Origin of the sequence: Acinetobacter sp. CWB-B33, from assembly GCF_039655955.1 — a bacterium.
GTDB lineage: Bacteria > Pseudomonadota > Gammaproteobacteria > Pseudomonadales > Moraxellaceae > Acinetobacter > Acinetobacter bouvetii.
This window is the reverse complement of record NZ_JAGFEU010000001.1, coordinates 1,280,397-1,306,394: the sequence shown is the minus strand read 5'-3', so window position 1 is coordinate 1,306,394 and position 25,998 is coordinate 1,280,397. Positions and strand designations below refer to the sequence as shown.

Below are 25,998 nucleotides of genomic sequence, written 5' to 3'. Positions count from 1 at the left end.
TACCCGATTACATGACTTCAGTTAAAGATGGTGCTTTTTATGGCTGGCCATATAGTTATTATGGCCAGCATGTGGATAAGCGGGTAAAACCACAAAATCCTGAAATGGTCGCGCGTGCAATTAAGCCTGATTATGCACTGGGTAATCATACAGCTTCGTTAGGTTTAGCCTTTTATACTGCTGAATTAATGCCGCAATACCGCGGTGGTGCGTTAATTGGCCAGCATGGCTCATGGAATCGTAAACCGCATAGTGGTTACAAAGTAATTTTTGTTCCCTTTCAAAATGGTCAACCCTATGGTAAGCCAAAGGATGTATTAACTGGCTTTTTAAGTACTGAAGGCAATGCTTTAGGACGACCTGTAGGGGTTGCCATTGATTCCGCTGGAGCAATTTTGGTCGCTGATGATGTGGGTAATATCATTTGGCGAGTATCACCAGCAAAGTAGAAACACTCTAATAACTATCCTATATGTACGGCTGCTTGAACAGCAGAAGTACTTGGCGGCTTTAATTTCGGATACCGTTATGCACGAGACAATGAGTTAAAGTCAGCAGATCAGTGTGATGATGAAAAGAATGATCCGCAGTGAAGATTAATACAAAGTTTGTAAAAGGATGTGAGACTTTATTTAAGAATGAAATTGTCAGCGAATAGTGGGTAATTTCGCATAACAGCCATTATGTTAAATAACCAATAAAAATTTTACATTGATAGTGGTAATGACTATTATTTGCATTAATATTAATACTTACTAATTGGTAATAAAAATGCACTTGTTACACTTCAGTCTTTGTTTGCTTACAACAGCAATTTGTACCCATCTCTATGCCGATGATTCAATTAAAACAACTGCTGAATCACAAAATGCTGAAGCTAAACTTCCGACCATCGTGGTAACAGCGACACGTACACCGAAAAGCATTTCTGAAATTGCGGGAACAGTTCAAACCATTTCTGCTGATGAAATTGCGCAACAGGCTGGTCCGGGTCGTAAAGTTGCAGATGTTTTGGCGCAACTAGTTCCATCTTTAGCACCAAGTAGTGGAACGAGTAGTAATTATGGTCAAACTATGCGTGGACGTAATGTACTGGTAATGATTGATGGCGTATCACAAACGGGCTCACGTGATGTAGCACGTCAGTTGAATAGTATTAGCCCAAATATGATTGACCATATCGAAGTAGTTTCAGGTGCGACCAGTATCTATGGTTCAGGTGCGACTGGTGGAATTATTAATATTATTACCAAACGTGCTGATAAGTCTGAACCTGTAAGCTTTCAAACAAAATTAGGTGTGACATCAGCCGATAATTTTCGCGGTGACAGCCTAGCTTATCAAGTTGGCCAAACGGCTTCATTTGCAAATGATAAAGTCGACGGTTTTCTTGGCATAGACTATACCAATCGAGGCTCTCAATTTGATGGTAATGGGGACCGTATTTCATTAAGCCCTTGGCAAGGCAGTACGATGGATACCGACACTATTGATGTGAATGGTCGTGTAAACTTTAATTTAACAGATAATCAGACTCTTAGTTTTGGTGCTCAGTACTATAAAGATGAACAAGATACAGAATATGGACCTGATTATTCTTATTTACTCACAAAAACAGATCCATCTTACAAAGCAGTCAAAGGTTGGAGCTTAGATAATCAGCCGTTTACTGAACGCTATGCTTTTAATACGCAGTACCAAAATCAGGATTTCTTAGGTCAAGTCCTGAATGTGGAAGCTTATTATCGAAATGAGAAGTCACGCTTCGTACCTTATGGCTATTCAGCTGACGGTGTTAGTGTAAAGCAAAGTCAATCCAATGTGGATTACGCAGGTATTCGTTCAACTTTACAGTCCGATCTTGTGGTTGCTGACCGTGATTTAAAACTAACTTATGGTTTAGACTATGACTGGGAAAAAGACCATCAGTGGGCGGACTACTACATGCCAAGCAATAATGGTTTAGTTTATACCCCAACTGGAGAAAAACAAGGCTCAGGGCCAGATACTGAAATTCAGAATATTGGTACCTTCATACAAGGGGACTATGCGGTAACTGATCAGCTCAATATTCAAGCTGGGGTACGTTACCAATATGTTCAAGCAGACACAGACAGCTATTTAACTGCACGTAAGCCATATACATTAATGGCGGCAGACTCTACAGATTCAGACAAATTCCTGTTTAACTTAGGCGCAGTCTATAAACTCAATGATGCTCAGCAAGTCTATGCTAACTTCTCTCAAGGCTACAGTTATCCAGATGTACAACGTGTATTGCGTGACGTTGCAGCATATACCTTAACTACGTCTGGTATTGCTCCGATCACTGTGAATAGCTATGAACTAGGCTGGCGCTTGAACCAAGACACAGGCTTAAATTTGGGCTTAACAGGTTTCTATAATACCTCTGATAAAGTCGTTCAATTTAACTCGGATCGTTCTGTAAATGTTGTGGATACCGACCAGCGAGTTTATGGTGCTGAAGCAACAGTAAGTTACCCATTTATGGAAAATTATAAGGTGGGTGGCACTTTAGGTTACACAAGAGGTCAGTATAAGGATGAGGCCAATAACTGGCATGAGTTAAATGCTTTTGCAGTTTCACCAATGAAAGGCACGTTGTTCGCTGAATGGAATAATACGGAAGGCTATGGTGTACGTGCACAAATGTTGGCAATTAAAGGAACTGATAAAGCCTATAAAGATGACCTAGAGTTGAAAGCAGCAGGCTACAGCGATAGTAATAGTGCGGCAGAGATTAGTGGCTATACCACGATGGATGTATTAGCACATTTCCCGTTAGCAAAAGGTCGAGTGGACTTTGGGGTCTATAATGTATGGGGTAAACAATATAAGACGGTATTTGCTCAACAGGCAGCAGTGACCAATGCGAACACGTTGTTAGCGATTCCTGCCGAAGGGAGAACTTTTGCATTAAGTTACACTATAAATTATTAAATTTAGAACTGGGGGAGACTGTTCTAAATTTTCCAAAATTAACATAATACATCTTATACTAAATGCTTGAACTTGATTTATAAGCATCAATATCTTATGTGAAACCATGATGGGGTTCAGCGCACTGTCATGGTTTCTTTGTGATTAATCCACGTACCACGAGCGAAATTTAATCAAATTTATTAAAACAAAACTGTAGCGCTAATGAGTAAAACTAAAGCAATGATTGTTAGGTAGCTAGCTAGTTTATTTAATTTTTCGCCTTCTTTTTTCTTACTAAAAAGTTTTGATAGTGGGTAATTTTTAACTGGCAGTTGACACCATGGATACCAAAAGCATAGAAAACCCAAAGTTCTTAGGATGCCTTGTAAATTCACAGATTCAAATAAACCTATCAAGCTAGTTCCAACGCAGAACAACCCTAGAAAAAATCCAAACCAAGATTTGATGAGGCGGGTGTCGTTAAGGTTTGTTGATAAATCGGTCATATTATATTCTATAAAATGTTATTAAGAATCATTATTAATAATATCAGATTATGAAGGCCAACGATCCTAAGGATTTTGCTGCAATGAAGTAGCTCTTTCCAACAGTCGATAAAGTTGGAACACTGCATGTATTCGATTTTGGCGGAAATAAGATTCGGTTAATTGCTGTCGTAATGTATCAGGCAAAGCGCGTATACATTCGTTATGTCTTGTCCCATAAAGAATATGACAAAGGTCATTGGAAGGAGGGTTAGTATGAACGCGATGATTAAGCAGGCCGTAGATCACTGGCATTACGTTGCACCATTACTCAGCAAGCCTGAAAATAAAGATGACTTCAATACTCTTGTTGAGGCCTTGGATGACCTTTTGGATACGGTTGGCGATGATGAATCACATCCTCTCATGGGGCTTATTCACCAGCTAGGCAACTTAGTTTCTGTTTATGAGAATGAGCACTTCCCAATGCCTAAAGGCGATAGCCGGGCCGCTTTAGCTTTTCTGATGGAGCAGCATGGGTTAGGGCAGTCTGATTTACCGGAAGTTGCAACTCAGTCGGTCATTTCAGAAATTTTAAGCGGTAAACGTCAGTTGAATATCCGTCACATTAAGGCGCTGTCCGAGCGCTTTAATGTCTCAGCGGATACTTTTTTCTAAGACCGAGCTTCAGGTACTTTCTCATTTGCACTTAATGACTTTCATTTGAAAATTGAGTTATATTTATTCCGTGGTAAAAGACGATTTTACCCAATATTTTTTCTTTCTTTAATAGATTATTAAAATCAATAAGTTATATTTATGCTTAAAAAATGGGTTATAACGTTGTTTTGGTATTAAGCTACTGTTATTAATCTAATTTTAAGTGTTAAATTACTGTTCACTGCCGTATAGGCAGCTTAGAAACCAGTCAGTGACAAGGTAAGCTGCAATAATAGGTTCACTGCCGTATAGGCAGCTTAGAAATTTAGGTATTAAAAAACCTAAGCAAAATGTAGGTTCACTGCCGTATAGGCAGCTTAGAAAACCAAGGGTTTCTCTAAAAATGGTGTGTAAATGTTCACTGCCGTATAGGCAGCTTAGAAATAAAAAAGATATTTTATTAAATCCTTTTGATGGTTCACTGCCGTATAGGCAGCTTAGAAAACGCAATTGCTTCGACTGATACAGCGTTCTAAGTTCACTGCCGTATAGGCAGCTTAGAAATTCAGGTGAACCAGGATCATAGCCCATGACCAGTTCACTGCCGTATAGGCAGCTTAGAAATGAAGCGATAACAACCTCCACCACCCAAACACGTTCACTGCCGTATAGGCAGCTTAGAAATGAATACATGCTCCCGTGTAAAATCAAAACATGTTCACTGCCGTATAGGCAGCTTAGAAAAATGCCATCTGAAAATTCAGATCTTTTTCACTGTTCACTGCCGTATAGGCAGCTTAGAAATGCCAGGGCAGAAAACAAAAAGCTATGTTATACGTTCACTGCCGTATAGGCAGCTTAGAAAAAATGAATTGCGCATCAATGATGGCTCACTTGGTTCACTGCCGTATAGGCAGCTTAGAAAATTCTCTAAACAAAATTGCAACGACAGTTAAAGTTCACTGCCGTATAGGCAGCTTAGAAAAACATATGTATGCTCTTGCAGTACATTTCCAAGTTCACTGCCGTATAGGCAGCTTAGAAATAAATACTGCAGCTCAGTCGCTGTGAAAATTTGTTCACTGCCGTATAGGCAGCTTAGAAAACTTAAATGACTTACTCAATTCTTCAGTCAGGGTTCACTGCCGTATAGGCAGCTTAGAAATGTTGCATTCACTCCACCAAATCCGTTTTGAGGTTCACTGCCGTATAGGCAGCTTAGAAATTAATGACTTTCTTGCGGAAAGAATCCCAAACGTTCACTGCCGTATAGGCAGCTTAGAAATGACTCAAAAAAATTCAGCTTTATAGCATTGGGTTCACTGCCGTATAGGCAGCTTAGAAAACCAAGGGTTTCTCTAAAAATGGTGTGTAAATGTTCACTGCCGTATAGGCAGCTTAGAAATAAAAAAGATATTTTATTAAATCCTTTTGATGGTTCACTGCCGTATAGGCAGCTTAGAAAACGCAATTGCTTCGACTGATACAGCGTTCTAAGTTCACTGCCGTATAGGCAGCTTAGAAATTCAGGTGAACCAGGATCATAGCCCATGACCAGTTCACTGCCGTATAGGCAGCTTAGAAATGAAGCGATAACAACCTCCACCACCCAAACACGTTCACTGCCGTATAGGCAGCTTAGAAATGAATACATGCTCCCGTGTAAAATCAAAACATGTTCACTGCCGTATAGGCAGCTTAGAAAAATGCCATCTGAAAATTCAGATCTTTTTCACTGTTCACTGCCGTATAGGCAGCTTAGAAATGCCAGGGCAGAAAACAAAAAGCTATGTTATACGTTCACTGCCGTATAGGCAGCTTAGAAAAAATGAATTGCGCATCAATGATGGCTCACTTGGTTCACTGCCGTATAGGCAGCTTAGAAAATTCTCTAAACAAAATTGCAACGACAGTTAAAGTTCACTGCCGTATAGGCAGCTTAGAAAAACATATGTATGCTCTTGCAGTACATTTCCAAGTTCACTGCCGTATAGGCAGCTTAGAAATAAATACTGCAGCTCAGTCGCTGTGAAAATTTGTTCACTGCCGTATAGGCAGCTTAGAAAACTTAAATGACTTACTCAATTCTTCAGTCAGGGTTCACTGCCGTATAGGCAGCTTAGAAATGTTGCATTCACTCCACCAAATCCGTTTTGAGGTTCACTGCCGTATAGGCAGCTTAGAAATTAATGACTTTCTTGCGGAAAGAATCCCAAACGTTCACTGCCGTATAGGCAGCTTAGAAATGACTCAAAAAAATTCAGCTTTATAGCATTGGGTTCACTGCCGTATAGGCAGCTTAGAAAATCAGAATTTTGGCGTGCATTCACATCCGCATGTTCACTGCCGTATAGGCAGCTTAGAAAAGATAGTCGTCGGCTTTGTCTTTGATCGGCTCGTTCACTGCCGTATAGGCAGCTTAGAAAACTTTGACCCTAAAGATTATGGCTTCATTGAGGTTCACTGCCGTATAGGCAGCTTAGAAAGTTATAAACTTTGCCGGTATTTTTTGAATACTGTTCACTGCCGTATAGGCAGCTTATGAAGTAATTCCGCAGGTAAGGTCAGCTTACTATCCGTCACATTAACGCATTGTCTGAGCGTTTTAATGTTTCTGCAGATACGTTTTTTTAAGAGGTGGAGCGCCATGTGGTGCTTTATTTTTTCTTCTTCGGGCACTTCTTACCATTTCCACCCGGCAAGCAATCACATGCTTGACCATCGCCGTCGCGGTCTAAACTTTTCCAGCCTGTTTGTCCTGATTTTTTGCGTTGTTCATACCATTTCTGTGCTTGCTGCTGAGTAGAAAAGTCAGCGCACTTTTTTGCATAAACTTGGATGGAAGTGAACCCCAAAGCGAAAATGATTAAAAATTTCATAAATTATTTTAAAGTCAAAACATTAGCCGAAGTCTAGCAACTCTCGGCTTGTTTGCTCAATGAATCTAGTCAAAAAGTCGTAGAAAAGCCAGTTTGGTTGACAAATCGTTGAATTAGCCTGATTTTTTGGTTGACAAAACTCAGAAATAGCCATAAATAGTGAAGTTGGATTGGTTTGTAAGTAATCTTTCTTTTGTTTAATAAGTTGAACATAATATAAGCAATCTAAATTGAAAATAAATTGTAATGTCAAAAGTGGGTAAAAAGGGCAAAGCTGTCCAACATAGTCTTGATCTATATGATCCAGCTGTTCAGCAAGAACAAGCTGGCGATCTTGATTTTGTTTTAAAAATCCATGATGGGCATTTACATGATTTAGAAATTTCCAGTGTTGCAAACTTGCTATCTGCATTAGGTCAAATTGTTGGCGTTAAACAAGCCAGCTTCAACACGATTAAAGAAGGTTCTACGACTATTGCAGTTACAGTTCCAACTGACTGTAGATCATTGGCCATGTCCAATGTGATGAAGGACACTGCAGCAAAACATAAGCAAATTGCCCGTATACAAAAAGAACTGGGTAAGTATGGTTATCATCGTGCGGAAATTTCATACGGTACTTTAAAAGATGATGAAGTTTATGAGCCTAAAGAAATTTTGTATGTTGTTCCTGAGTTAGAGACAGAAGAAACATTCACTCAAGAAGAGTCTTTGGATGGCCGTTTAACTCGCCTACAAAAGGGCCGAGACAAGTCTGATCACATCACGATTATTTTGAACAATGGGAATGAAGTTCCTGCACAGTGTTCTAAGAAATTATTAGAAGAATTACATCCGTACTTTAATACAGATAAAAGTTTAAGATTTGAAGGGGACGCGACTTATCTATCGAAATCTAATTCTTATCAATTGACGCTTAAGAAATACATCATCAATAAGTTTCATGTCATTGAGGATGTCAGCTTAGAAGAGTGGATTGATGACTTTAGAGCAAAAGGTGCATCGAATTGGTCTACCCACGATGACCCGATAGCTGAGTGGCTGAAGGAGCGACAAGATTGATTATCTTAGATACGAATGCCTTAATAACTTTCCTTGATAGAGATAAGTCTAGTTCGGAATATCATAATCTTATTACAGCTCTAAAAAAGTTGTTGAATGAAACATTTGCTTTGCCTATGCCAGTTATTTCAGAATTTATTGCGGGCGATGCTAACGAAGCACGTTCTTTAGATTTGCTTAAACCCGACTCTAAATTTAAAAATTTGGATTTTGATGCAAAAGCAGCTTTAGTTGCAGCAAAGATTTATAAGGATTATAGGGCTAGTTTACCTAAGAGTAATCAGAGTCAAAGGCCAAATCAAAAAATAAAGGTCGATATTCAGATATTAGGAATAGCAATAGCTAATAATGCTTCGATAATTGTTACACATGATAAAGACATTAAAAAAATTGTAGATTGCTTAGGCCTACCAATTGTTGTTTTTGATTATATTAATGAAAGCTATTTTGAACAGATGGCAAGTACTGGTGTACCAGTGGAAGAGAGTGAACGAGTTCAGTAAATGAATTATATAAAGTGTATATTCAAATTCTTCTCATTAGACAGAAGTAATTTATTGAAATTTAGTCTAGGTTTTTTATTGAATTCAGTTTTAATATTGATTTTTAGTATACTATTATATCTTATACTGTATTTTTTAATCATGATTACGTATAACTTTGTTATATGGTTTGTAGGTTTTATTTTTGGAGCTAAAGTTTCTTTAAAAATATCTTTACTGGTTTTACTGATAATTTTATTAAAATTACAGAGTCGAAGAAGATATGCTAAATATTTTGATGCAAAAATATCAAGATATATAAAAAAACAAGACAAAGATGGTCTGAATAAATATAAAATGATTCTGATGATGTTGGGTGTTTATATTTCAATTTCAGTATTGGGGCTATTAGTTTATAGAGTATCTGGTAATGAGTTAAGCACATCCAATAAGAGTGATATAATTAATATATTTGTTTGGGCAACTTATTTGCTTGCACCAATTGTTGCTATTTGGGTTTATAGTGACTGGAAAGATCCATATAAATTAAACAAAAAAGTTAAGATAATTGATGATATAGAGGCACAGATTTTGGGGTTGGAGACATGCTCAAGACAGTTAAATGAAATAATAAATGAATATTTAGAGAAAAATAGTTCGAATAAGAGTGAGATTCAATTAAAGTATAATGAATTTACAAGAAAGATGGCTAATATAGATATATTGTCTAGACAAATATTAATGAACGAAGAGTTAATGGATTTATCTAAAGATTTAGATAAATTCAACTATTATTTTGTTCAATATTCTATCTTTCCATCCTCATTATTATCTATTATTAAAGGTAATGATGTTGATCATTGGAGTGAGTCATTAAATAAACACTCAATATCGTATAAGTTAACCTTCTTGAAGGGAAGAGATGATAGGGAAAAATGGCTGTCACATTCATATGGTCAAATTTATGAAATCCAGAAAAAGTTAATTGAGTTCAAGAATAGTTATTTTCTTAATAAAAAAGCACCTTAAAGTGCTTTTTTTTCATTTGTAATTAATATGTTGTTAGGCACAATTTCATTATATATTTCAATTAAGTTTTTTTCATCAGTAGCAAATCCACCTTCTAATATACCTTGCATAAGATAAAAGCTATCAATAATGTCATGCTTAACTTTTTCTTTCGTTTTTGGAGTTTTTAGAATTGTCTCAAAATTTTCATATTTTTTGATAATATGGAACTTCATCCTGTCAAGAATTTTGTGATGAATAAAAATAAACCACTTTTCATCCAAGTTTTCAATTTCATTTGTGAACCCTGAAACATAACCTTTTTTTATATTATGATTTATTATTTCTTTTAATTTATCATCCTTAATGATGAAATCATCTTGCTTATTAGTAATATTATTCCCCATTTCTTTCTTTTTTTGAAAGCCTGGTTTTAATGAGTGCTCACAGAAAAGATTAAAAATATTATCAAAGAAAATCATTTCTTGTTCTATTTCCCTTTTTTGATTTTCATTTAATTGATAGTTATCATCAATGTAATTGATGTGTTGTGAATGGTCTCTTGGTTTGTATATCTTTGAGGGTTTTGCTATAGGTTTTTTATTTTTTGCCTCATATTTTATTATTTCGGTTATGCTTCTAAGAACTTTATATGACTTTCCAGAACGGAATTTGCGAAATAGCTTCGCTCTTTCTCTATCAGTATCTTTAAAAGCTTCATAAATTAATTCTAATGGGAGAAAAATTGTGTATTCGTCCTCTAGCTTATGAATTGCTTCTTTCTTTGCGGAGAATAGATAACATTTGTCTAAAATAATTGCGGGTTTCATTGTTTGCTCTATTAAATTTATATTAGTAAATTTTAATCCCTAAAACTCTCACCTCTAGGAATAGAATACCAATAACGTATTTTCTCACCATTATCTAATGTTTCAATATTGAGAAGTTGATACTGAGGATTTTTAAAAAAAATATCTGAAATTACAGCTGTAATTTTTTCTTGCTGCTTTACAAGAGGGACTTCCCGAATGTCATCATCACAAGTAAATTCACCAAAATAGATTGAACGTGCGTCTGTATTTTTATTTTTAGAGGAAATTGAATGAATACCTCTATCCATTAATTCAAGCATGGCATAATTCAGGGATAGGTTATGTCGTTCGGCATGCTGAGCAACATCCTCATAAAGTCCAATAGGAATACGAATTTGAGTGCGTTTCCAATCATCTTGTTTTTCTTTACTCATTGTCTTCACTGCTTAAAATAAGATTTGACACTAATTTTAGTAATATAATATGATGGTGTCAATGTTACTATTTTTAGTGACAAAAAAGCCCCTGAATCTTGGCGGACTAGGGGCTTCTATCTAATCCCTGAACGGAGACAAGACATGAATAGTCTAGCATTATCATTTAATGATGTGAACTTGAAACCATTACCATCTAATGATCATCATGTATGGATAGGCTCAACCCAAATTGGGTTAGCCTTAGGATATGCCAATCCTGAAACAGCTATAACTAAAATTTTCAATCGTAAGTCTGATGAATTTACTTCCGATATGACACGTTTAGTTGAAGTGCAGACGAATGGTGGCGTACAGCAAATTAGAGCTTTCTCTTTACGCGGCTGTCACCTCATTACATTCTTTGCCCGCACACCAGTTGCCAAAGAATTTCGCAAATGGGTACTCGATGTATTGGAAAAAGAAGTCCTGCAACAGCAAATAGACACTCGAGTAAAAATCAACGCAGAACAACAGGCCATCCTTAAAGAAATTGTTGACCGACGTGCCCAAGGTGAACGCAGACTTCATGCAGAAATGTGGTCACGCCATAACAAGCATTTCCGCATTACACGCTATAGCGATCTATTAGCCATTCATTTCCAAGACGCAGTGAATTACCTAGAAACTTTAGAAGTTAAGTCAAAAGGGAGTATCTATATAGATGAAAAGCAATCTCTAGAAATGCTCTGCGTACATGCTCGCTTCTTTCAAGCATGGTGGTACACACATAGCCCAGCATTGGCCAAACTCAATCCATTACTGGTGAGTATGCTTAACGACAATATGTTCTCTATGAGCAGTGCTATATCAGGTGTGAGTAAAAAATGCGGATTTACAATGCCAAACTATGATTATGACCACATGTTTGAACTAAAAACACTGCCGCATGAGCGATACAGATTGCTGAAGTAAAAATAGACCGCCTTCGGGCGGTTTTTTTACAATTTTTTTTAATATTACGCCTAAATTACGCCAACCTATATTTCATGTGCTTTCAAGCTATTGTTATTTTTAGTTTATTTAAATATTTTCAAACCATTTTAACATCAGAATTCTCTTTAATTCCTAAAAAATTCACTTCAGATCATTTGGACAGCATCCGGTATACCGTTTTAACATTTAAAATAGTTCAATGCTGTACTTTTATGGCAATACGCATAACACTTTTTTGATTAGAATACTGAAATGCTTAGATTTATTGCCTACGTCTTTTTGCTTCTGAATCAGACTGTATTGGCGGAGGTTTTTACGGCATCGTAAAATTGTCTTTACCAAAGCGCAAGCCTGAGTGCGAAATGAAAAGACTGCTAGCCAGCAATAAATCAAAAACTGTTGAAACGCCTAGTCCCAAGTATGAATATCAGTATAACCGCATTTGTGGAACATGAAATATGTGCTGCGGCGCTATTGTGCAGAGTTAATGCCGCTCCATTGGCATTAAGCGCGCTGTCTCAGTCAGTTTTATTTTCTTAAATATTGTTTTAACGCAGAATGTAACTTATTTTAACTCATGATTGAATTACTGTTATATGGTGATTAAGGATAAGTTATAAATAAAAAATATAATCAGGTATATATAGTTTATTCTAATATTATCAGTACCGGTTTAATCTATAGAATCTTGATTTTTTGGCAAGTTAGGCTATTGACATGTTTTGATAAGCAGGAGGTTTTGTTTTTTATTAAAGATTTGTTTTGTATGGCTTAATTATGAGAGGACTGAATGGGATATCGTACCTGAAGCGATAAAAAATCAATGATTTTTATAATACATATAAATATTTCATTCATAAAATACTTAATTTTTCATGTATATTGGAGATCCATTCTTATTAAAAGAATTCGGAGGGTAAAATGAAAACATTAAATTCACTATTAATTATTGAACAAATATATAATTTCGTACTTGAAAAGCCATATTTTCAATCCAAAAGCCAGTATATGCAATTACATATTTTATTTAAGGAATTACATGAGGGAGATAATATTAATTTTGAGTCAATTAAACCTCATACATTTAAAGGGGTATTTAATGGCATTGATAAAGTGATTTCTACACATACAGCACCTGCGATAGCAGAAAAGCACGCATTCATAGGGTGGCTGGCTAAGCAGCTGGAGTAAGGCGGCTAGATGTTCTAGCATGCATAAAAAAAGCCGCAATTGATTGCGGCTTTTTAATTTTATTTACACCTTGGGCTCAGGGCTGTAATTCATAACCCGCAATGCCATGCTTAGATGCCGGGCTTTTAAAGATTTTAGCTTTTTACCACATAAGATCATCAGGGATCACATAGGCTGCGTATGGATCATCTTCATCTGTCGTTTGTTCATTCTGTTCTGAATTGTTGACAATAATAAAGCCTTCCAGTTTTGCATTAATGCGTTCAGCCAGCGCCTTAGGTAAAAAAGCATAGCTGTCGTTTTCTTTGGCAATAACTAAGCTTCCTGCAACAAGCGCATTATAAATTTGCTGATTGATGTAAACCTTCTTGATTTTAGAATCATCAATAAATTGATAGCTGGCGTCGCCATCGGTATTGCGGATTTTATGCTGATTGATCATTTGAACAATGGAAGCCTTCAGCTCTTTTTCATGCCGGACAGCTTTTTTCTCTTGTTCTATCGCTTGATCACGTGCTTGCTTCTGCTGCTGATCCTGAGCAATTTTTGCTTTAATTTCAGCTTCATTACTGAGGCCAGCGCGCTGTTCATGCACAGCTTGTTTAGACAATTTTTTGGCCTTTTTGTTATCGACTAAACCCGCTTTCAGCAGTTGAGCCTGTAATGCATTTTTAACCATAAGATGTTCCAAACTTAATTTTGATGATGTCGATAACGTAAATAAATGCCCCAGTATAAGATGCTGAGCGTCAGGCTCAGTCCAGCCGGGACAAGAAATGAGTTTAATTTTAATAAAGGATAAATCAAGCTGGCAAGCAGCCCGCCAATAAAAAATCCAATTAAAATTAAAAGATGCAAAATAATTCTTTTCGGTTCCGCTTCTAAGCCCCGCGCTCTGTAGCCTAAAGCCAGCCCTAAATCCGTCAGCACACCTGATAGATGTGTAGTGCGGATAATGGTTCCTTTGTAGTAGCTGACCATGGCATTTTGCACACCCATGGCAACGCAGGCCCAAAGCAAAGCATAACGCGGGAAATAGGGCAGCAGCAGCCAGCATAGAAAAATAAGCAAAGCGACTAGGCTGAGGGGAATGCCATAGAGGCGGCTAAAACTGAATTGGCTATTGCCTAAAATCAGCCCGCTATAAAATGAACCAATCACATAAGACAGCGTTACAAGAAAAAGATAGAGGATTGCGGCAGGCTGCCACTGAATGACAGCCATTGCCAGCATGCTGACATTGCCCGTCATATGGGAGACGGACTGGTGCAAAACAGTCACCAGTCCGAGAACGTTGATCATGCCCGCATTAATTGCGAGAAAGAAAGCACCCAGTTGAACCCAAAGGGGCAATGTATAAAAAGGCATAGCGCATTGAGTGATTAATATACGTTTATCAGTATATTATCTTAAACCACGGTCTACTGCAGCTGTAAATAATACATCAGTCGAAGAGTTCAGAGCGGTTTCTGTAGAGTCCTGCAACACGCTGATGACCATGCCGATCGCCACAACCTGCATCGCAATATCGGATGAAATGCCAAACAAACCGCAGGCTACAGGAATCAGCAATAATGAACCGCCAGCAACACCAGACGCGCCGCAAGCGGAAATCGTCGCAACAACAGATAAAATCAGCATTGTGGTGAAATCAACAGAAATGCCTAAAGTATGTACCGTCGCCAAAGTCAGTACGGTAATAGTGACTGAAGCGCCTGCCATGTTGATAGTGGCGCCCAAAGGAATTGCAACGCTGGCGGTAGACTCTGGAACACCAAGGCGCTTGGCTAAGTCTAAGTTGACAGGAATGTTGGCTGCTGAACTGCGCGTGAAGAATGCTGTGATACCGCTTTCACGCAAGCATTGAAATACCAGCGGATAGGGATTTTGGCGGGTCATGAAAGCAACCATGATTGGGTTGATGACAAGCGCTACAAACAGCATAGTCCCCAGCAGTACAGCCAATAGGTGTGCATAGCTGGCTAAAGTGCTTAAGCCGGCTTCCGCAAAAGTGACAGCAACCAAGCCAAAAATACCAAATGGCGCAAAACTAATGACTAAGCGGATTACTTTATTAACAGCATCTGCCGCATCAGACAAAAAGGTTTTGGTTTGGTCTGATGCATGGCGGAATGAGATGCCCAAAGCAACAGCCCAAGCGAGGATACCGATAAAATTAGCTTCGCTGATGGCCGTTACTGGATTAGCGACAAAACTGAGCAGCAAATTCTTTAAGATTTCTGCCAAACTGCCAGGAGGAGTCAGCTCACCTTGCGCAGGCACATCCAAAAATAACGTACTTGGAAAAATCACACTGCTAATTACAGCGCTAAAAGCGGCTAATAGCATGCCTAGCGCATACATCAGTATAATTGGCTTGATATAAGCATTGCTACTGCCGACTTTAAAATTCGCAATTGATGACAAAACTAGAACAAATACGAGAATAGGAGCAACAGACTTAAGTGCTTTAATGAACAGATCACCAAGCAGGCTTAAATACGGCGCAGCATTTGGAAAAAGTAAAGCAGCCAATATGCCTAAAATGATGGCAATAATAATTCGGGTTACTAAACTCAAACGCGTAAAAGCAGAGAACATAGGAGAGCCTTGTCAGAATTACGGTGACAAAATATTGAAAATAAGGCGAACATTTTATACCGAAATTCTTTCGGGCTTGGGAAAAAATTAAATATAAAAAATAAGTGCTTATTTTTACGGTTGATATTCTATAAATTTGCAGCCTATTTTTATTAAAAAAAATAAGGCTTCACCTGTTTATATCTGATATTCAAATACTTTCGGCGACAAACTTTGAATAGCTTTGTAGTGAGTTAAATAAATCTCTCCGCTTAAATGCTTCAGCAGCTTGGATTGCTGCAGCTTATCCATGACAGGGCCTTTGACTTCTGAAAAGTGCAGCCGGATGTGCAGCTTGTTTAACTCATTATTGATGTCTTCCAGCATTTCCAGTGCGCTATAGTCAATGCTGCTGACACTGGAACAGTTTAGGATGACATGCTGCAGCTGAGGGTGCTGGCTGATTTCATTAATTAAAAAGCCTTTTAATGCATTGGCATTTAAGAAGGTCAGGTTTTCATCAATACGGATGGACAAGATTTCCGGCGCTGTCACCACATGATGGCGCTGGATATTGCGGAAATGCTGTGTGCCTTCGACTAGGCCAATGACGGCCATATGCGGACGGCTGATGCGCCAAAGCATTAAAATAAAGGTGGAGATGATGCCAATAATTAAACCTGTCGAAATATCGATAAAAAGCACACCGAGGAATGTGACCCACATGGCGATGCCGTCGGCTTTAGAATAGCGCCAGGTATCTATAAACGGCTTGAAATCGACCAGTTTCCATATGGATACAATGATGGTGGCCGCTAAAATGACCAATGGCAAATCTTTAAAGAAACCTGTGAAAAACAGGGTCACAACAATAATCAGTATGGATGACAAGACGCCGGCCATTGGCGTTTTTGCCCCTGCATCTGCATTGACCACCGTGCGGGACAGGCTGCCGGTTACAGGGAAAGCAGACGTTAAGCCGGCGCTGATATTGGCAATGCCTAAAGCGATCAGCTCCTGATTGCTGTTTAGATTGCTTCTTTGCTGCAGAGCGGTTGCCTGCGCAATAGATAATGACTCGACAAAGCTAATCATGGCAATCATTGCCGCGCCCGGCATCAGCTTCAGGACTAAGTCCCAATTCCAGTGCGGAATCCGAACAGGCGGAAAACCGGAAGGAATCTCACCGACCGTCTTGATGCCAATCTCTTTCAGGTCAAGCCCAACAGTCAGTGCAATGGAAATGATGACTAAAATTAAGGGCACAGCTTTAATGATAAAGTTTGTCGAACCTATTCTGCTTCTTACCGATTGGCTATTCAGCAGTTTTGGAAAATAAATCAGAAATAAGATTGATGCAATGCCAAAAACAAGGGACGCGGCATGAGTTAAAGATAAATATTGCCAAACACTGAGCGCAAACTCTGGAATGCTGTTGCCGTTGAGCGGAACATCAACCAGAAATTTCAGCTGGCCTAAAGCAATTAATAAGGCAGAGGCAATAATAAAGCTTTTAATGACGGGATGGCTGATCAGCTGTATTAAAAAACCAAAGCGAAGCATGCCTAGCAGCACTGAAATAATGCCGACCATTAAAGCCAAAAGCATGGCGGCTTCAATATAAACTGGTGAGCCTGCTTCAAAAAGCGGATTCAATGTGGCAAAAGTCATCATGGATATGATGGCTACAGGGCCAATCGACAGCGTCGTGCTTCCGCCCAGTATGGCATACATAATCATTGGAAGCATGCTGGCATATAACCCCATGATGGGCGGTAAGCCTGCCAGCATGGCATAAGCCATTCCTTGCGGCACCAGCATTGCGATGACAATAAGCGATGCCAGCAAATCGGATTTAAATTTACCAGAGCTGTAGTCCTTGAGCCATTGCCATGCAGGAATAAGCTGAACAATACGCGGTTTGAAATCTGGCATAAAAAAGTCTAAATCACAATTTAATATATATTATGCATAAAAAATGATAAGAAGTCTCGGTTGACGGAAATTTGATTGATGTGCCGCTGAAAATACAAACAGTATCAGGCAGAGCAGAAGGCAAGTAAAATAAGAAATAATGCTAAAATTTTTAGATGGTTAAGATAAACAAAGAGGTGTGATGAATAAGAAGAATGAAGAGCTGTCAGCGTTTAATTATAAGTTTCTGCTGTCAGCATATCGCCCGTAAGTGGTTAAACGGTCTCGAATGCTTTACCACAATACAGGTTATACAAGGTTTGCAAAACCGTAATTAAATTCGGGTCTTTAATTGAATAATAAATCTGCTTGCCATCACGCCGGGTGGTCACTACATTGCTTTTACGCAGCATCATAAGCTGCTGAGACAGCGTAGGCTGATTAATTTGCGTAATTTGTTCAATTTGAGAGACATTTAATTCCTTTTGAGCCAAATGACATAAAATCATTAACCGATCGGTGTTGGCCAGTGACTTTAAAACGCCAACGACTAAATCTGCGGAATTGCGCATGCTGGTGATTTCTATATCACTATTCATTAAAGAGCTCCATTCTGCGGGTACAAGGCGTTTAGTATACGGTTATCACACTTGAATACATGGAATAAATGTAAGAATTTCTATGGTTTTTAGTGAACATAATTATTATTTTTATTGATATATGTCGCAATCATACATCAAATATTCTTATTGCGCAGTATTGGTGCAAAAAATGCTAAAAATTGAGCAGCGCTGAAATTTCAAATACTAAATTTTACACCCGAATAATGAAATAAATGTATGATGTTCAATGTACTTTTTGATGTAAAAATATCAAGGAAAGACTCATGACAACAGGTTCAGCATTTCCAGCGCCTGCAAATTTAGGCATTGCCGTATATAGCAACAATGCAGAGGCGATTGGCAACACGCCTTTAGTACGTATTAACCGTTCCATTACTGGCGGTGCAGCTGTTTTGGCGAAAATAGAAAGCCGCAATCCAGCTTTTTCTGTGAAATGCCGTGTCGGCGCTGCTTTGATTGCAGATGCAGAAGAAAAAGGTTTGCTCAAGCCTGGCATGCATATTGTTGAACCAACCAGCGGCAATACAGGCATTGCTTTAGCATTTGTAGCAGCCGCCAAAGGTTATGATATTACATTGACCATGCCAGCGAGCATGAGTATCGAACGTCGGAAAGTTTTAAAATCCTTTGGCGCCAATTTAGTATTGACTGCGCCGGCAAAAGGCATGAAAGGCGCTGTTGATGAAGCAGTTCGTCTAGTACAGGAGCATCCTGAGACCTATTACCTGCCGCAGCAGTTTGAAAACCCGGCAAATCCTAAAATTCATGAGTTGACCACAGGCCCTGAAATCTGGGAAGCAACCGGCGGTAAAGTGGATATATTGGTTTCTGGGGTTGGCACTGGCGGCACAATTTCCGGCATTTCTCGTTATTTTAAAAAAGTAAAAAAACAGCCGATTTATTCAGTCGCTGTAGAGCCTGCAGAATCTCCAATTATCGGACAGGCAAAACGCGGTGAAACTTTGACACCGGGGCCGCATAAAATTCAAGGCATTGGCGCTAACTTTATTCCTAAAAACTTAGATTTAGAGTTAGTCGATGAAGTGGTTGCGGTTGAAAGCGCAGAAGCAATTGAATGGGCGCGTAAGACTGCGACTCATGAAGGCATTTTGGTTGGCATTTCCAGCGGTGCAGCGATGGCGGCCGCGGCGAAATTAGCCGCCCGTCCAGAAAATGCGGGCAAAACCATTGTGGTGATTTTACCGGACAGCGGTGAACGCTATTTATCTTCAGTCTTATTTGAAGATATTTCTGCGGATTAAGCGTGATTGCAAGGCTGCTGTGTACAAAGATAAAAAACAGGCTATTAAAATAGCCTGTTTTTTTATTGGAAAATGACTTGACCTTACCAAGGTGGGAATGTTTAAGCTGTAAGCTGAACATAAGACGAAGCACGGGGAGCAAATAATGATGTCAGTCTTATCAGAAGATAAATCGACAGTAAAAAATCAGCTCAGTTTTGATGTAGAAGGCATGACCTGCGCTTCATGCGTAGCCCGTGTCGAAAAAGCGCTACAAAAAGTAGACGGTATTCAGTCTGCAGCGGTAAATTTAGCCACTGAAAAAGCCACGGTCAGCAGCGCGCTGCCAATTGATGCGCAAGCCGTAATTCAAGCGGTAGAAAAAACGGGCTATACCGTGCCGGTAAAAACCTTAGAATGGCAGATAGAGGGCATGACCTGCGCATCTTGTGTTGCGCGGGTAGAAAAAGCATTAAAGAAAACAGCCGGTGTGGTCGATGCTTCAGTTAATCTGGCCACAGAAAAAGCCACGGTAAAAGTTTTAGACTCAACTGATATTGCGGCAGTAAAAAAAGAAGTAGAAAAAGCGGGATTTTCGATAGCCGCGCAAAATATAGAATTGGATATTGACGGCATGACCTGCGCATCTTGCGTAGCCCGGGTAGAAAAAGCACTGAAGCAAGTGAATGGCGTGCAATCTGCATCTGTAAATTTGGCTGCAGAAAAAGCATACGTGCAGGGCGGTCAATTAACCGACCTGATTGCCGCAGTCAAAAAAGCAGGCTATGACGCACGGCTGGCTCAATCATCCAATCAGACACATGCTGAAAAAAAACAGCTGGAACAGGCCGTCTTAAAGCGGGATTTAATCATTGCTTTAGTCCTTGCAGTTCCTGTGTTTGTGCTGGAAATGGGGGGACACATGGTTCCTGCGTTCCATCATTTTATTCACAGCAGTATTGGCATGCAGAACAGCTGGTATATTCAGTTTGCACTGACAACACTGATTTTACTGCTGCCGGGCCGCCGCTTCTATGTGCATGGTGTGCCAGCTTTGCTGCGCGCCGCGCCTGATATGAATTCATTGGTCGCTGTGGGGACTTTCTCGGCTTATGCATTTTCCTGTGTGGCGACGTTTATGCCGCAACTGCTGCCTGCCGGCACAGTACATGTTTATTATGAAGCCGCTGCCGTTATTATTGCCTTAATTTTATTGGGGCGCTATTTAGAGGCCAAAGCGAAAGGCCGCACCTCGCAAGCCATTCAGTATTTAGTTGGCATGCAGTCGAAAACGGCGCGTGTAGAACAAAACGGGCAGTATATAGAGCTGGACATCGATCAGGTTCAGGCCGGCATGCTGCTGGAAATACGTCCTGGTGAACGTGTTCCTGTAGATGGCGAAGTTATTTCTGGCGCAAGCTATATCGATGAGTCGATGATCAGCGGTGAGCCAATTCCTGTTGAAAAAACTGCAGGGCAGCCGGTGGTTGGCGGAACTGTCAATCAAAATGGCAGCCTGACTGTACGCGCAACTGCAGTCGGTCAAGATTCTGTACTGTCGCAGATTATTCAGCTGGTTGAACAGGCGCAGGGCGCTAAACTGCCAATCCAAACCTTGGTTGATAAAGTGACCTTATGGTTTGTGCCTATTGTGATGCTGCTGGCGGCACTGACTTTTGTTGTCTGGTATTTCATTGGCCCAGAACCAAGTCTCACATACGCCTTGGTGAATGCCGTGGCTGTACTGATTATTGCCTGTCCTTGCGCGATGGGCTTAGCGACACCGACATCGATTATGGTGGGTACAGGGCGCGGTGCTGAGCTGGGCGTGCTGTTTCGAAAAGGTGAGGCTTTGCAGCTGCTGAAAGAAACTAAAGTGGTTGCAGTAGATAAAACGGGCACCTTGACTGAAGGTAAACCCAAACTGACCGATTTTCAGGTTACAGAGCGGTTTAATGAACATGAAGTTTTAAGCCTTACCGCATCTGTGGAAGCGAAATCTGAACATCCCATAGCGCATGCCATTGTTCAAGCGGCTCAGGAATTAGATTTGAAATTCTTAGACGTTTCAGAATTTGACTCTATTACGGGCGCGGGAATTAAAGCGCGGGTAAACGGCCAGCAAGTGCATATTGGCGCTGCGCGCTTAATGCAGGAGCTGGGGCTGGATACCGATGCATTTGCCGCTGCAGCCGCTGCTTTAGGTGAACAAGGCAAAACGCCGCTGTATGTTTCCATTGACCAGCAATTGGCCGCCATCATTGCTGTTGCCGACCCGATTAAAGAAACCACATTCAGCGCCATTCAAGCTTTGCATGATCAGGGGCTGAAAGTTGCGATGATCACGGGTGATAATCTGCATACAGCGCAGGCGATTGCAAAACAGCTGCATATTGATGAAGTGATTGCCGAAGTCCTGCCTGATGAAAAAGTGACAGCGGTGAAAAAACTGCAGCAGGAATTTGGCTGTACCGCTTTTGTCGGCGATGGCATTAATGATGCGCCCGCTTTGGCGCAGGCGGATGTCGGGCTTGCGATTGGCACAGGAACAGATGTGGCGATTGAAGCGGCAGATGTGGTGCTGATGTCAGGAAATCTGCAGGCTGTGCCAACTGCTATTGGGCTGAGCACAGCAACCATTAACAATATCCGTCAAAATCTGTTTTGGGCTTTTGTGTACAACGCCGCGTTAATTCCTGTGGCGGCTGGCGCACTGTATCCAATGTTTGGCATATTGCTGTCACCTATTTTTGCTGCGGCTGCCATGGCGCTGTCATCAGTCTTTGTCATCAGCAACGCATTGCGCTTGAAACGCTATCAGCCGACGTGGATGGCGCAGGAGGGTTAAGATGAATATCGGGCAAGCGGCAAAGCAATCCGGCATCTCTGCTAAAATGATCCGTTATTATGAGGATATTGGCTTGCTGCCTGCGTCCAAGCGGACTGATGCGGGATACCGCATGTACAGTGAAGAGGATATTAAAACGCTGAAATTCATTCAGCATTCGCGCGAATTGGGTTTTTCGACTGAACAGATGAAAGAGCTGATGAGCTTATGGAAAAACGAAGGCCGGCAAAGCGCTGAAGTCAAACAGCTGACGCAAAAGCATATTGATGCGCTGAATAAAAAGATTGCTGATTTGCAGGCCATGGTCAGCGCACTGCAGCAGTCTGTAGATTGCTGTGCCGGCAACCAGCAGGCGGAATGTGAAATTTTAAATCAAATTGAACAGGGCGCTGTTCATGAAACGCTGAAGTGAACGCTGCGCAATTAAATGATGATGAACCCCGTAATGCATAGGCTTGACCTTAACATCATGGGAAGCTTTATAGTCTATTCATAGTGCAATAAAAGGAAAACACCGTATGAAATTACGTATTGATGCGATGACTTGCGGCGGCTGCGCGCGCAGCGTGACAGCAACGATTAAAGACGTAGATCCGAATGCAAAAGTTGATATTGACGTTGCGGCTAAATTGGTTGAAGTTGAATCTTCTGAAGAGCAGCAAAAGATTTTAGATGCTTTAGCGGAAGATGGCTTTCTTGCGGTTCAATTGTAATTTTCAGTTTGGCAATGAAGAAAAAGCCTAGATGATTCTAGGCTTTTTTTTGTGAATTCAGCGTATTCATCATTTTGATTGAGTTTATAGATGAAGATCGGTGGTTGAATCAATCATTAAAAAGCTAATTGTGCGTCGAGATTTTATCCGGTGTCATCAGCGCCTGATTCACATAAAGCTTAATCAGGCGTTCGCGGGAACCAATCGACTTCTGATAATGCGTTGAGTTGAGCAGCAGGGATGCGCCATAGGTCACGGTCCAAATATAAGACAGATAATCGCGGATGGACATGATGCTGTTTGACGCTTTTAAATAATCTGCAAATAAATCTTTAATTTCTAAAATCCGCTGTTCACGGATAGCATAAAGCTCCTCAAACCATTCTTTCAATTTGCGCTCATTATTGGTTAAGCGCTCTTCAATGACATGCAGCAGAATTGTCCGGTTCGAGTTGAGCATGTTGTACAGCATGTATTGCGAAACATAGGTTTTAATATCGTGATTGTACTGTTTAGAAATTTCCAATAAGCGTTGTTCATTCAAAATAATCAATTCTAAATACAGCTGGTTTTTACTTTTAAAATGCTTGTAAATGGTGCCTTTAGCAATATCCAATTCGCTGGCCAATTCACTTAATGTAATATCCTGATGGTTATCAAGCAACAATGTTTCTGCCATCGCTAAAATTTTCTCTTTGCGGATTAGAAAATTTTGTTGGCGTACTGTAGTCATCTTTATAGTTCCAAATACATCAATGGAGAACGTAATTTTAGATTACGGCTTTTCTATCCCATCTAAAATAACACTAAGGTCGAGCAATATGCTCAAATTTGATTTAAAAATAAACACTCGAAAGTTATTGGAATTTTACTGTTTTTCATAAGTGATGCCGCAAAGTCAAGAAAAGTGAACCCTAGAGGTCATTTCCAGCAAATAAAATTCCATTTTTGAATTTTTTATTCTATTGTCAATGCGCACAAAAACAGCGGTTATGTCCAAGAATTCATTATTTTGAATGCGGCAGACAGGTCTTTTGATCAAGGTTTCAGGTTTTATATGTACGGTTCTATGCAAAATCAATTTGTCAGCTTAATCCGCTTTATCCAGTTTTTATCTGCCCGACCGCAGTTCTAAAAAGTCGGGGACTGAATATCGAATTTCGGTCTTTTTCAATGTTTTTTTGGTCATTTATGACGGACATTGAACACAAAATCTCACATATTTTATTCAGTTGAAATCACCTAGCAGGTTTCACTTGGGATACTTTTATCTTTTAAAAATGCTGGCTTCATTTACCGGCCAGCATTCAATGTATAAGGGAAGCAACTATGCCAATTTATAACGCGCCGCTCAAAGACATGGACTTTATTTTAAATGATGTGTTTAAGGCAGATGAATTCTGGCAAGCCAATGAAAATCTGGCACACGTTGATATGGCGACGGCCAATGCAATTTTAGAAGAAATGGCGAAGTTTTCTAAAAATGTCATTTTGGATTTGAACCGCAGCGCAGATGAAGCGGGCGGTGCAGAATTCCATCAGGGTGAAGTTAAAACGCCAGCAGGCTTTAAAGAAGCCTTCAAGCAGTTTGCTGAAGGCGGCTGGGTGGGTTTAGGCGCTTCTGAAGAGTTCGGCGGCCAAGGCATGCCAAAAATGCTGACCGTTTTGGCAGATGAAATGATTTGGAGTACCAATCCGTCGTTTATGCTGTACCCGCTGTTGACCGTTGGCGCAGGCATGGCTATCAATGACCGTGCATCTCAAAAGCAAAAAGAAACGTACCTGCCAAAATTTTATACAGGGGAATGGTCTGGCACCATGTGCCTGACAGAGCCGCATTCAGGAACTGATTTAGGCCTTATTAAAACTAAAGCTGAACCGAATGCAGACGGCTCATTCAACATTAGCGGCACGAAGATTTTCATCACCAGCGGTGAACATGACTTAAGTGAAAATATTATTCATTTGGTGCTGGCAAAAACGCCAAACGCGCCTGCGGGTTCACGCGGCATTTCACTGTTTATTGTGCCGAAATTTAATGTCAATGCAGACGGTTCAATCGGCGAGCGCAATGCCGTAGCAGCCGGCTCAATTGAACATAAGATGGGCATTAAAGGTTCTGCAACCTGCGTGATGAACTTTGATGGCGCGAAAGGCTTTATCGTAGGCAAAGAAAATGAAGGCCTCGCCGCCATGTTCGTAATGATGAACTATGAACGCCTGTCTATGGGCATTCAGGGCATTGGCGCTGCAGAATTTGCCTATCAGAATGCCGCGCAATACGCCACAGACCGCTTGCAAGGCCGTTCAGCCACAGGCGTTCAATCACCTGAAAAGCCAGCTGATTCTATTTTAGTGCATGGTGATGTGCGCCGCATGCTGCTGAATATCCGCGCCAATAATGAAGCATCGCGCGCATTTGCCGTGTATGTGGGCCAGCAGCTGGACATTACCAAATTTTCTACAGATGAAGAGGCTGTACGTAAAGCCAATGACCGTGTTGCTTTGCTGACGCCTATTGCTAAAGCTTATTTAACGGATAAAGCGCTGGATTCTGCGCTGGAAGCGCAAATGTGCTTTGGCGGCCATGGCTATATCCGTGAATGGGGCATGGAGCAATGCATCCGTGACTTGCGTATTTCCCAGATTTACGAAGGCACCAATGGCGTTCAGGCGATTGATTTGATTGGCCGCAAAACCACGAAATGCAGCGGCGCATTTATTGCTGAATATATTGCTGACATCCGTGAATTTGCAGCTTCAATGGCAGATTCTAAAGTGAAATCCGCTGCGGTTCAGGTGTGCAGTGACGTTGAAGACTTAACTCAATTTATTGTTGAACAGTCTAAAACAGCGCCTGATTTCAGCAATGCCGTCGCCGTAGATTACCTGCATGCAGTGGGCTTGCTCAGCTTTGTGTATATGTTTGCACGCATCAGCCAAGCGGCAGCATCTAAGCCGGAACCGTTCTACCAAAATAAACTGGTGCTGGCAGATTATTACGTGGCCAAAGTGCTGCCGGATTTAGCTGCGCGCGCGCAGCGCATTAAAGCAGGCTCTGAATTGATTATGCAACTGCCGGAAGAGTATTTTACCGCTCAATCTTAATGTTTGGGCACATGCTTTAAAACTTGATGGAAAAGCCCGA

The 25,998-nt window shown here is 40.3% G+C and carries 23 protein-coding genes, 1 pseudogene and 1 CRISPR repeat array; of the genes and pseudogenes, 14 read left to right on the top strand and 10 right to left on the bottom strand.

The annotated features are described in order from the left end of the window. On the top strand, window positions 1-449 hold a 449-nt coding region (locus JZ784_RS06240; protein ID WP_346314229.1), incomplete at its 5' end, for a PQQ-dependent sugar dehydrogenase. A 322-nt stretch (window positions 450-771) separates the two neighbouring features. Further along, window positions 772-2,961, top strand: a complete 2,190-nt coding sequence (locus JZ784_RS06235; protein ID WP_346314228.1) for a TonB-dependent receptor — start codon at window positions 772-774, stop codon at window positions 2,959-2,961. A gap of 182 nt (window positions 2,962-3,143) precedes the next feature. On the opposite strand, the gene JZ784_RS06230 is transcribed toward JZ784_RS06235, so the two are convergent. Continuing rightward, window positions 3,144-3,449 (bottom strand): hypothetical protein, encoded by a 306-nt coding sequence (locus tag JZ784_RS06230; protein ID WP_346314227.1) that lies wholly within the window; start codon window positions 3,447-3,449, stop codon window positions 3,144-3,146. A 41-nt stretch (window positions 3,450-3,490) separates the two neighbouring features. Between JZ784_RS06230 and JZ784_RS06225 the strand changes: the two are divergent. Then, a pseudogene (locus JZ784_RS06225) lies at window positions 3,491-3,703 on the top strand (type II toxin-antitoxin system HigB family toxin); the annotation flags it as partial. Between the two features lies 1 nt (window position 3,704). After that, entirely contained in the window at window positions 3,705-4,106 is a 402-nt protein-coding gene (locus JZ784_RS06220; RefSeq protein WP_346314226.1) for a helix-turn-helix domain-containing protein, read from the top strand. A 218-nt stretch (window positions 4,107-4,324) separates the two neighbouring features. Further along, a CRISPR array of direct repeats spans window positions 4,325-6,634; the repeat unit is 28 nt; unit sequence GTTCACTGCCGTATAGGCAGCTTAGAAA. Window positions 6,635-6,745: 111 nt separating this feature from the next. Here JZ784_RS06220 and JZ784_RS06215 read toward each other — a convergent pair. After that, the gene (locus JZ784_RS06215; RefSeq protein WP_346314225.1) at window positions 6,746-6,967 is read right to left on the bottom strand and encodes an excalibur calcium-binding domain-containing protein; all 222 of its coding nucleotides are present in this window, start codon (window positions 6,965-6,967) and stop codon (window positions 6,746-6,748) included. 246 nt (window positions 6,968-7,213) lie between these two features. On the opposite strand from JZ784_RS06215, the gene JZ784_RS06210 reads away from it, so the two are divergent. From JZ784_RS06210 to JZ784_RS06200, 3 genes are all read left to right on the top strand, one after another. Beyond that, window positions 7,214-8,029, top strand: coding sequence for a hypothetical protein (locus JZ784_RS06210; protein ID WP_346314224.1), 816 nt, complete (start codon window positions 7,214-7,216; stop codon window positions 8,027-8,029). Beyond that, a complete protein-coding gene (locus JZ784_RS06205; RefSeq protein ID WP_346314223.1) occupies window positions 8,026-8,532 on the top strand; it encodes a type II toxin-antitoxin system VapC family toxin in 507 nt (168 codons plus the stop codon). The genes JZ784_RS06210 and JZ784_RS06205 overlap by 4 nt, the downstream gene beginning before the upstream one ends. 141 nt (window positions 8,533-8,673) lie before the next feature. Next, window positions 8,674-9,540: a hypothetical protein gene (locus JZ784_RS06200; protein ID WP_346314222.1), complete on the top strand. Its 867-nt coding sequence runs from the start codon at window positions 8,674-8,676 to the stop codon at window positions 9,538-9,540. On the opposite strand, the gene JZ784_RS06195 is transcribed toward JZ784_RS06200, so the two are convergent. Together JZ784_RS06195 and JZ784_RS06190 are read right to left on the bottom strand one after the other, a co-directional pair. Further along, window positions 9,537-10,349, bottom strand: coding sequence for a hypothetical protein (locus JZ784_RS06195; RefSeq protein WP_346314221.1), 813 nt, complete (start codon window positions 10,347-10,349; stop codon window positions 9,537-9,539). The genes JZ784_RS06200 and JZ784_RS06195 overlap by 4 nt on opposite strands. A 32-nt stretch (window positions 10,350-10,381) precedes the next feature. Further along, entirely contained in the window at window positions 10,382-10,765 is a 384-nt protein-coding gene (locus JZ784_RS06190; RefSeq protein WP_346314220.1) for a hypothetical protein, read from the bottom strand. Between the two features lie 144 nt (window positions 10,766-10,909). Between JZ784_RS06190 and JZ784_RS06185 the strand changes: the two genes are divergently transcribed. Together JZ784_RS06185 and JZ784_RS06180 are read left to right on the top strand one after the other, a co-directional pair. Next, complete coding sequence (locus tag JZ784_RS06185; RefSeq protein WP_346314219.1) at window positions 10,910-11,719, top strand: Bro-N domain-containing protein; 810 nt, start codon at window positions 10,910-10,912, stop codon at window positions 11,717-11,719. Between the two features lie 942 nt (window positions 11,720-12,661). Next, window positions 12,662-12,931 carry a hypothetical protein gene (locus JZ784_RS06180; RefSeq protein WP_005009735.1) on the top strand — a complete coding sequence of 90 codons (270 nt, stop codon included), beginning with the start codon at window positions 12,662-12,664 and terminating at the stop codon, window positions 12,929-12,931. A 142-nt stretch (window positions 12,932-13,073) separates the two neighbouring features. On the opposite strand, the gene JZ784_RS06175 is transcribed toward JZ784_RS06180, so the two are convergent. The 5 genes from JZ784_RS06175 to JZ784_RS06155 all read right to left on the bottom strand — a co-directional run bounded on the left by JZ784_RS06175 (window position 13,074) and on the right by JZ784_RS06155 (window position 18,024). Beyond that, the gene (locus JZ784_RS06175) at window positions 13,074-13,610 is read right to left on the bottom strand and encodes a DUF2058 domain-containing protein (protein ID WP_005009737.1); all 537 of its coding nucleotides are present in this window, start codon (window positions 13,608-13,610) and stop codon (window positions 13,074-13,076) included. Window positions 13,611-13,624: 14 nt separating this feature from the next. Further along, window positions 13,625-14,299 (bottom strand): YoaK family protein, encoded by a 675-nt coding sequence (locus JZ784_RS06170; protein WP_346314218.1) that lies wholly within the window; start codon window positions 14,297-14,299, stop codon window positions 13,625-13,627. 36 nt (window positions 14,300-14,335) lie between these two features. Next, on the bottom strand, window positions 14,336-15,532 hold the full coding sequence (gene sstT / locus JZ784_RS06165) for a serine/threonine transporter SstT (protein WP_005009740.1): 1,197 nt from the start codon (window positions 15,530-15,532) through the stop codon (window positions 14,336-14,338). Between the two features lie 177 nt (window positions 15,533-15,709). After that, window positions 15,710-17,446, bottom strand: a complete 1,737-nt coding sequence (sulP, locus tag JZ784_RS06160) for a sulfate permease (RefSeq protein ID WP_346314217.1) — start codon at window positions 17,444-17,446, stop codon at window positions 15,710-15,712. Window positions 17,447-17,700: 254 nt separating this feature from the next. Next, window positions 17,701-18,024: a metalloregulator ArsR/SmtB family transcription factor gene (locus JZ784_RS06155; protein WP_005009742.1), complete on the bottom strand. Its 324-nt coding sequence runs from the start codon at window positions 18,022-18,024 to the stop codon at window positions 17,701-17,703. Window positions 18,025-18,311: 287 nt separating this feature from the next. Between JZ784_RS06155 and cysK the strand changes: the two genes are divergently transcribed. From cysK to JZ784_RS06135, 4 genes are all read left to right on the top strand, one after another. Next, window positions 18,312-19,310 (top strand): cysteine synthase A, encoded by a 999-nt coding sequence (gene cysK / locus JZ784_RS06150; RefSeq protein ID WP_346314216.1) that lies wholly within the window; start codon window positions 18,312-18,314, stop codon window positions 19,308-19,310. A gap of 148 nt (window positions 19,311-19,458) precedes the next feature. Next, on the top strand, window positions 19,459-22,137 hold the full coding sequence (locus JZ784_RS06145; protein WP_346314266.1) for a heavy metal translocating P-type ATPase: 2,679 nt from the start codon (window positions 19,459-19,461) through the stop codon (window positions 22,135-22,137). A gap of 1 nt (window position 22,138) precedes the next feature. After that, the gene (gene cueR, locus JZ784_RS06140; RefSeq protein ID WP_346314215.1) at window positions 22,139-22,549 is read left to right on the top strand and encodes a Cu(I)-responsive transcriptional regulator; all 411 of its coding nucleotides are present in this window, start codon (window positions 22,139-22,141) and stop codon (window positions 22,547-22,549) included. 106 nt (window positions 22,550-22,655) lie between these two features. After that, complete coding sequence (locus JZ784_RS06135; RefSeq protein ID WP_346314214.1) at window positions 22,656-22,850, top strand: heavy-metal-associated domain-containing protein; 195 nt, start codon at window positions 22,656-22,658, stop codon at window positions 22,848-22,850. A gap of 124 nt (window positions 22,851-22,974) precedes the next feature. Here JZ784_RS06135 and JZ784_RS06130 read toward each other — a convergent pair whose 3' ends face one another. Then, window positions 22,975-23,583: a TetR/AcrR family transcriptional regulator gene (locus JZ784_RS06130; protein WP_005009752.1), complete on the bottom strand. Its 609-nt coding sequence runs from the start codon at window positions 23,581-23,583 to the stop codon at window positions 22,975-22,977. Between the two features lie 596 nt (window positions 23,584-24,179). On the opposite strand from JZ784_RS06130, the gene JZ784_RS06125 reads away from it, so the two are divergent. Then, entirely contained in the window at window positions 24,180-25,958 is a 1,779-nt protein-coding gene (locus tag JZ784_RS06125; RefSeq protein ID WP_346314213.1) for an acyl-CoA dehydrogenase C-terminal domain-containing protein, read from the top strand. The last annotated feature ends 40 nt before the right edge of the window (window positions 25,959-25,998 follow it).

What these genes read in the sequence shown, in the direction of transcription:
- JZ784_RS06200 (WP_346314222.1), top strand. Translation starts at nt 8,674, where the DNA reads ATGATTACGTATAACTTTGTTATATGGTTTGTAGGTTTTATTTTTGGA.
- JZ784_RS06155 (WP_005009742.1), bottom strand. Translation starts at nt 18,024, where the DNA reads ATGAATAGTGATATAGAAATCACCAGCATGCGCAATTCCGCAGATTTA.
- JZ784_RS06130 (WP_005009752.1), bottom strand. Translation starts at nt 23,583, where the DNA reads ATGACTACAGTACGCCAACAAAATTTTCTAATCCGCAAAGAGAAAATT.
- JZ784_RS06135 (WP_346314214.1), top strand. Translation starts at nt 22,656, where the DNA reads ATGAAATTACGTATTGATGCGATGACTTGCGGCGGCTGCGCGCGCAGC.
- sstT (WP_005009740.1), bottom strand. Translation starts at nt 15,532, where the DNA reads ATGTTCTCTGCTTTTACGCGTTTGAGTTTAGTAACCCGAATTATTATT.
- JZ784_RS06180 (WP_005009735.1), top strand. Translation starts at nt 12,662, where the DNA reads ATGAAAACATTAAATTCACTATTAATTATTGAACAAATATATAATTTC.
- JZ784_RS06185 (WP_346314219.1), top strand. Translation starts at nt 10,910, where the DNA reads ATGAATAGTCTAGCATTATCATTTAATGATGTGAACTTGAAACCATTA.
- JZ784_RS06190 (WP_346314220.1), bottom strand. Translation starts at nt 10,765, where the DNA reads ATGAGTAAAGAAAAACAAGATGATTGGAAACGCACTCAAATTCGTATT.
- cysK (WP_346314216.1), top strand. Translation starts at nt 18,312, where the DNA reads ATGACAACAGGTTCAGCATTTCCAGCGCCTGCAAATTTAGGCATTGCC.
- JZ784_RS06170 (WP_346314218.1), bottom strand. Translation starts at nt 14,299, where the DNA reads ATGCCTTTTTATACATTGCCCCTTTGGGTTCAACTGGGTGCTTTCTTT.
- JZ784_RS06215 (WP_346314225.1), bottom strand. Translation starts at nt 6,967, where the DNA reads ATGAAATTTTTAATCATTTTCGCTTTGGGGTTCACTTCCATCCAAGTT.
- cueR (WP_346314215.1), top strand. Translation starts at nt 22,139, where the DNA reads ATGAATATCGGGCAAGCGGCAAAGCAATCCGGCATCTCTGCTAAAATG.
- JZ784_RS06230 (WP_346314227.1), bottom strand. Translation starts at nt 3,449, where the DNA reads ATGACCGATTTATCAACAAACCTTAACGACACCCGCCTCATCAAATCT.
- JZ784_RS06220 (WP_346314226.1), top strand. Translation starts at nt 3,705, where the DNA reads ATGAACGCGATGATTAAGCAGGCCGTAGATCACTGGCATTACGTTGCA.
- sulP (WP_346314217.1), bottom strand. Translation starts at nt 17,446, where the DNA reads ATGCCAGATTTCAAACCGCGTATTGTTCAGCTTATTCCTGCATGGCAA.
- JZ784_RS06125 (WP_346314213.1), top strand. Translation starts at nt 24,180, where the DNA reads ATGCCAATTTATAACGCGCCGCTCAAAGACATGGACTTTATTTTAAAT.
- JZ784_RS06195 (WP_346314221.1), bottom strand. Translation starts at nt 10,349, where the DNA reads ATGAAACCCGCAATTATTTTAGACAAATGTTATCTATTCTCCGCAAAG.
- JZ784_RS06235 (WP_346314228.1), top strand. Translation starts at nt 772, where the DNA reads ATGCACTTGTTACACTTCAGTCTTTGTTTGCTTACAACAGCAATTTGT.
- JZ784_RS06210 (WP_346314224.1), top strand. Translation starts at nt 7,214, where the DNA reads ATGTCAAAAGTGGGTAAAAAGGGCAAAGCTGTCCAACATAGTCTTGAT.
- JZ784_RS06175 (WP_005009737.1), bottom strand. Translation starts at nt 13,610, where the DNA reads ATGGTTAAAAATGCATTACAGGCTCAACTGCTGAAAGCGGGTTTAGTC.
- JZ784_RS06145 (WP_346314266.1), top strand. Translation starts at nt 19,459, where the DNA reads ATGTCAGTCTTATCAGAAGATAAATCGACAGTAAAAAATCAGCTCAGT.